This is a genomic window from Bradyrhizobium sp. (genome assembly GCF_049691595.1).
Classification (GTDB): domain Bacteria; phylum Pseudomonadota; class Alphaproteobacteria; order Rhizobiales; family Xanthobacteraceae; genus Bradyrhizobium.
This window is the reverse complement of record NZ_JBAVNZ010000488.1, coordinates 1-5,067: the sequence shown is the minus strand read 5'-3', so window position 1 is coordinate 5,067 and position 5,067 is coordinate 1. Positions and strand designations below refer to the sequence as shown.

The 5,067-nt window shown below is 63.9% G+C and carries 5 protein-coding genes; 4 read left to right on the top strand and 1 reads right to left on the bottom strand.

Annotated features, from left to right (window positions below):
* A partial coding sequence (locus WCE35_RS20425) for an NAD(P)/FAD-dependent oxidoreductase (protein ID WP_424595131.1) occupies positions 1-783 on the bottom strand: 783 nt, incomplete at its 3' end.
* Between the two features lie 478 nt (positions 784-1,261).
* Here WCE35_RS20425 and WCE35_RS20420 point away from each other — a divergent pair.
* From WCE35_RS20420 to WCE35_RS20405, 4 genes are all read left to right on the top strand, one after another.
* Positions 1,262-2,434 carry an ABC transporter substrate-binding protein gene (locus tag WCE35_RS20420; RefSeq protein ID WP_424595130.1) on the top strand — a complete coding sequence of 391 codons (1,173 nt, stop codon included), beginning with the start codon at positions 1,262-1,264 and terminating at the stop codon, positions 2,432-2,434.
* A gap of 73 nt (positions 2,435-2,507) precedes the next feature.
* Positions 2,508-3,425, top strand: coding sequence for a branched-chain amino acid ABC transporter permease (locus tag WCE35_RS20415; RefSeq protein WP_424595129.1), 918 nt, complete (start codon positions 2,508-2,510; stop codon positions 3,423-3,425).
* Positions 3,422-4,369 (top strand): branched-chain amino acid ABC transporter permease, encoded by a 948-nt coding sequence (locus tag WCE35_RS20410; protein ID WP_424595128.1) that lies wholly within the window; start codon positions 3,422-3,424, stop codon positions 4,367-4,369. The genes WCE35_RS20415 and WCE35_RS20410 overlap by 4 nt, the downstream gene beginning before the upstream one ends.
* On the top strand, positions 4,362-5,067 hold a 706-nt coding region (locus WCE35_RS20405; protein WP_424595127.1), incomplete at its 3' end, for an ABC transporter ATP-binding protein. The genes WCE35_RS20410 and WCE35_RS20405, both read left to right, overlap by 8 nt.

Sequence of the window (5,067 nt, the reverse complement as noted above, 5' to 3'; positions counted from 1 at the left end):
GATGATGGTTTTTGCATCCAGCCGGTTGTCGCCATAGACCACGCCGTCCGCCGTGCATTCGGTGACCGGCTGGCCCAGCATCACCTCGACACCGATGCGTTTCAGCGAGCGCTGCGCGTAATCGGAGAGCTCGTCGGCAAAGCCGGCGAGCACGCGCGGGCCGGCCTCGATCAGCACCACGCGCGCCTTGTGGGTGTCGATGTTGCGAAAATCCGGCGGCAGCGTGTGCTGCGCCAGTTCGGCGATGGTGCCGGCGAGCTCGACCCCGGTCGGCCCGGCGCCGATGATAACGAAGGTCATGAGTGCCGCGCGCCGCTCCGGGTCAGTTTCGCGCTCGGCGCGCTCGAAGGCGACCAGGATGCGCCGCCGCAGCGTGGTGGCGTCTTCCAGCGTCTTCAGCCCGGGCGCGAACGGCTCCCATTCGTCATGGCCGAAATAGGCATGGCGCGCGCCGGTGGCGAGGATCAGCGTGTCATAGGGCAGCGCGTCGCCGTCATCGAGCAGCACGCGTCTTTTGTCGGCATCGACGCCATTCACATTGGCGAACAAGGTCGTCACGTCAGCGCGATCGCGCAGCAGATAACGGATCGGCCAGGCGATCTCCGAGGTCGAAAGCGACGCGGTCGCGACCTGATAGAGCAGCGGCTGGAACAGATGGTGGTTGCGGCGGTCGACCAGCGTGATCCTGACCGGCGCGCCGGCAAGACCGAACGCCGCCGCCAGCCCGCCAAAGCCGGCGCCGACGATCACGACGCGATGGGGTTCGGAAGGCGCGTTCGTCATGGTGTGGTCTCGGTTGTGGGTCGGTACATCGGGTTATCCAACCATTCGAGCCTGGGGTCCAACCCGCGTTTGCTATTCAAGCCATCGCAAAAATCTATGGTGGCTGACGCCAGGCTTTCCAAAGTGCCTCGAGCAGCGGCACCCCCCCTGCGCAAAGCCAGTGATAGCCCGGACGGGTGCGGGGCGTGGCGCCGTTGGAAGAACCGCAAATATCAGTTCGCAGATGCGGCAACCGTACTCCACGACCGGCACTATAATTCTTGCCATCCGCGCCACCGGCGAACTATGGTGCAGGCCGCCAGGTATGAGCCGAAGGTTCTAAGCGGAGCGTTCGGTTCGTGCTTGCCGCTGGCCAGAGATATCGCGCACAAAATACTTCACCCGAAACAGAGGTCCGATAACGGAGCGCGGAAAGCGCTGTTCAAGCGGGGCGTCGCCTCGGCTGGCAAGACATTTATTGGTGAGGAGGGGAGTGAATATGAAAACGGCATTCTGGCTGGCGGGCGCCACGGTTCTGGCGCTGGCGCAGCCCGCGATCGCGGCTGATTCCATCAAGATCGGCTTTGTCTCGACCTTCAGCGGCCCGACCGCTGTGATCGGCAACGACATGCGCAACTCGTTCGAGCTCGCGCTCGACCATATGGGCCGCAAGATGGGCGGTCTGCCGGTCGAGGTGATCTACGAGGACGACGGCCAGAAGCCTGATGTCGGCAAGCAGAAGACCGAAAAACTGATCCAGTCCGACAAGGTCGACTTCATCGCCGGCTATATCTGGTCCAACGTGCTGCTGGCTTCGCTGAAGACCGCGGTCGATTCCAAGACCTTCCTGATCTCGGCCAACGCCGGGCCGTCGCAACTCGCCGGCGAATTGTGCTCGCCTTACGTGTTTTCGACCTCCTGGCAGAACGACCAGACGCCGGCCGCCGTCGGCCTCTACATGAACAAGAAGGGCGTGAAGTCGGTATTCCTGATCGGGCCGAATTATGCCGCCGGCAAGGACATGCTGGCCGGTGTCAAGAGCACCTTCAAGGGCGAGGTGGTCGGCGAGGAATATACGGTGTGGCCGAGCCAGCTCGACTTCTCCGCCGAGCTCACCAAGGCGCGCAACTCCAGGGCCGAGTCGATCTTCGTGTTCTATCCGGGCGCGGCCGGGGTGCAGTTCCTCAATCAATATGCGCAGGCCGGGATCAAGGCGCAGATCCCGCTCTATACCGCCTTCACCATCGACGAATTGTCGCTGCCGCTGCAAAAGGAAAACGCGCTCGGCGTTCCCGGCGCGCAGCAGTGGGTGAACGATCTGCCTAACGAGGAGAACAAGCGCTTTGTCGCCGACTATCGCAAGAAATATCCGGGCCTGCGCCCGACCTTTTACGGCGCGCAGTCCTACGATGCCGCGCAACTGATCAACAGCGCGGTGATCGCCGTCAAGGGGGACATGACCAGGAAGGACGAGATCAAGGCGGCGATGGAGAAGGCGAATTTCAAGTCGGTGCGTGGCCCGTTCAAGTTTGGCAACAACCACATCCCGATCCAGAATTTTTACCTGCAGGACGTGGTCAAGGACGCCGACGGCCAGCTCTCGCTGAAGACGGTCGCCACCATCGTCGAGAACAGCCAGGATCGCTTCGCCGACAAATGCCCGATGAAGTGATCGCGGCGCTCCTCAACCCGGCGGCGGCGCGTTGGCGCTGCCGCTGCTTTGTTTCAGCCTGACATAACGGCCGATGTATCTCGTCGTCGAACAACTCCTGAACGGATTGCAGTTCGGCCTGCTGCTGTTTTTGCTGGCAGCGGGGCTGACGCTGGTATTCGGCATCATGGACTTCGTCAATCTCGCCCACGGCTCGCTCTACATGATGGGCGCCTATTTCGCCGCGACCTTCGTGGCGTGGACCGGCAGTTTCGTGGCCGGCGTCGTGCTCGCGCTCGGCGCCACCTTGCTGCTCGGCATCGCCCTGGAATTTTTGGCGCTGCGGCATCTCTACGGCCGCGATCATCTCGACCAGGTGCTGGCGACCTTCGGGCTGATCCTGTTCTTCAACGACGCGGTGCGGCTGATCTGGGGCCCCGCGGGTCTCGCGCTGCCGTTGCCGGCCTGGCTGACGGTTCCGGTGCAGATCGTCCCCGGCGTGTTCTATCCGGCCTACCGGCTGTCGATCATCGCAGTCGCGCTGGTGGTCGCCGCGGCTCTCTATGTCGTGGTGATGCGAACCCGGGTCGGCATGCTGATCCGCGCCGGCGCCTCCAACCGCGAAATGATCGGCGCGCTCGGCATCAATATCAAGCTCTTGTTCACCCTGGTGTTCGGCCTCGGCGCGGCGCTGGCCGGTCTCGCCGGGCTGATGCAGGCGCCGATCCTGACCGTGCAGATCGGCATGGGCGAGAACATCCTGATCCTCGCCTTCGTCATCATCGTGATCGGCGGCATCGGCTCGATCCGCGGCGCGTTTTTGGCCGCGATCTTGGTCGGCATGATCGATACGCTCGGCCGCGCCTTCCTGCCCGACCTGTTGCGCACGATTCTCAGTTCGTCGGCCGCCTCGACCGCGGCGCCGGCGCTGTCCTCGATGCTGATCTACCTGTTGATGGCGATCGTGCTGGTGGTGCGGCCGGAGGGGCTGTTTCCGGCCGCCAGGCGATGAACCATCCGTTCAACGTCGGCAACGCCGTCGTGGCGCTGGCCGTCGCCGGACTGTTGTTGTTGCCGCTCTATTCCGCGCTGAGCGGCAACATCTTCATCCTGACGCTGTTCACCCGCATCATCATCTATGCGCTCGCCGCGGCCAGCCTCAACCTCATCATGGGGTATGGCGGCATGATGAGTTTCGGCCACGCCGCCTATCTCGGCATCGGCGGCTACGCGGTCGGCATTCTCGCGCATGAAGGCATCGGCTCCGGCTTCATCCAGTGGCCGGTGGCGCTTCTGGCATCGGCACTGTATGCGCTCGTGATCGGTGCGCTCAGTCTGCGCACCCGCGGCGTCTATTTCATCATGATCACGCTCGCCTTCGCGCAGATGGCCTATTACGTCACCTCCGGCCTTGCCCGCTACGGCGGCGACGATGGTCTTACCATCTACAAGCGCAGCGATCTCGCCGGCCTGATCAATCTGTCGAACCGCGTGCAGTTCTATTATTTCTGCCTCGCCTGCCTGTTCGGCGGCGTCTATCTGATCTGGCGCATCGTCAATTCACGCTTCGGCATGGTGGTGCAGGGGGTGCGCTCCAACGAGCAGCGCATGCAGGCGGTCGGTTTTCACGCCAACCGTTACCGGCTGGTCTGCTTCGTCATATCGGGGACCATCTGTGGGCTGGCCGGCGCGCTGCTCGCCAACAACACCGACTTCGTCAGCCCGGCCGTGATGTACTGGACCCGCTCCGGCGATCTCATGGTGATGGTGATCCTCGGCGGCATGGGCTCGCTGTTCGGCCCGGTGATCGGCGCCATCGTCTACCTGCTGCTGGAAGAGCTGCTGTCGCAATTCACGGAATACTGGGCGATGATCATGGGGCCGCTGTTGCTCCTGATCGTGATCTTCGCGCGCGGCGGCATCATGGGACTGCTCGGGAGGCTCAGTCGTGGCTGATCCCTTGCTCCGCGTCGACAAGCTGGTCCGCCGTTTCGGCGGCATCGTCGCGACCGACCATCTCTCGCTGCAAGTCGCGCCCGGCGAATTGCACGCCATCATCGGCCCCAACGGCGCCGGCAAGACCACGCTGATCAGCCAGTTGACCGGGCAGCTGACGCCGCATTCCGGCAGCATTCATTTTGCCGGGCGCGACATCACGCGGCTGCCGGCCTGGCGCCGAAGCCGGCTCGGGCTGGCGCGCTCGTTCCAGATCACCTCGCTGCTGCCGGATTTTTCGGCGATCGACAATGTCGCGCTCGCAGCCCAGGCCCATGACGGCCACTCCTTCCGCTTCTGGGGCAGCGCGCGCAAGGAAAAGCCTCTTCGCGACGCCGCGCGGGCCGCGCTGACGCGGGTAGGGCTCGAGGCGCGCGCCGAAATCCTGGTTTCGGAACTGAGCCATGGCGAGCAGCGGGAGCTGGAGCTTGCGGTCGCGCTTGCGACCCAGCCGCAATTGCTGCTGCTCGACGAGCCGATGGCCGGCCTTGGCGTCACCGAATCGGGGCGCATGGTGACGCTGTTGAAGGAGTTGCGGCGCGAGGTCACCATCGTGCTGGTGGAGCACGACATGGAGGCGGTGTTCGCGCTTGCCGACCGCATCACGGTTCTGGTGTATGGCCGGGTGATCGCCTCCGACGTGCCGGACGCGATCCGAA

Coding starts and splice junctions, on each gene's coding strand:
- WCE35_RS20420 (WP_424595130.1), top strand. CDS start 1,262: ATGAAAACGGCATTCTGGCTGGCGGGCGCCACGGTTCTGGCGCTGGCG.
- WCE35_RS20415 (WP_424595129.1), top strand. CDS start 2,508: ATGTATCTCGTCGTCGAACAACTCCTGAACGGATTGCAGTTCGGCCTG.
- WCE35_RS20410 (WP_424595128.1), top strand. CDS start 3,422: ATGAACCATCCGTTCAACGTCGGCAACGCCGTCGTGGCGCTGGCCGTC.